Genomic DNA, 299 nt, shown 5'->3' on the forward strand with positions numbered 1-299 from the left:
GTAACAGCATCCCCGTCGAGGTCGGTGTTTGCCAGCGTGAAATCGAACGACTGATCGGGAACCGGAGCCTCGATGCTCGTCGAGAAGTCGAGGATGCGAACACCCGAATTGGCACCGCCGATGTGGAACTGAACGTAGGCTGTGTCGAAGGCTTGGCCACCATCGTCATTGATGGTCACGGTCTGATTACCCGAGCGCAAGCCAGTAACGTTGTCGGTATTGTGATCGATCAGATTACCGCCATCGTCGTAAAGCCACGATTCTACTGTGATTTTGTCGATGTTTCCAATCCCTGCGAC

The 299-nt window shown here is 54.2% G+C and carries 1 protein-coding gene; it reads right to left on the minus strand.

Annotation, left to right across the window (positions count from 1 at the left end):
- Positions 1-299: hypothetical protein (locus X739_RS1000000170165; protein ID WP_032924644.1), on the minus strand; the 299-nt coding region annotated here is incomplete at both ends.

Source organism: Mesorhizobium sp. LNHC209A00, assembly GCF_000502915.1.
In the GTDB taxonomy this organism is placed as follows: Bacteria; Pseudomonadota; Alphaproteobacteria; order Rhizobiales; family Rhizobiaceae; genus Mesorhizobium.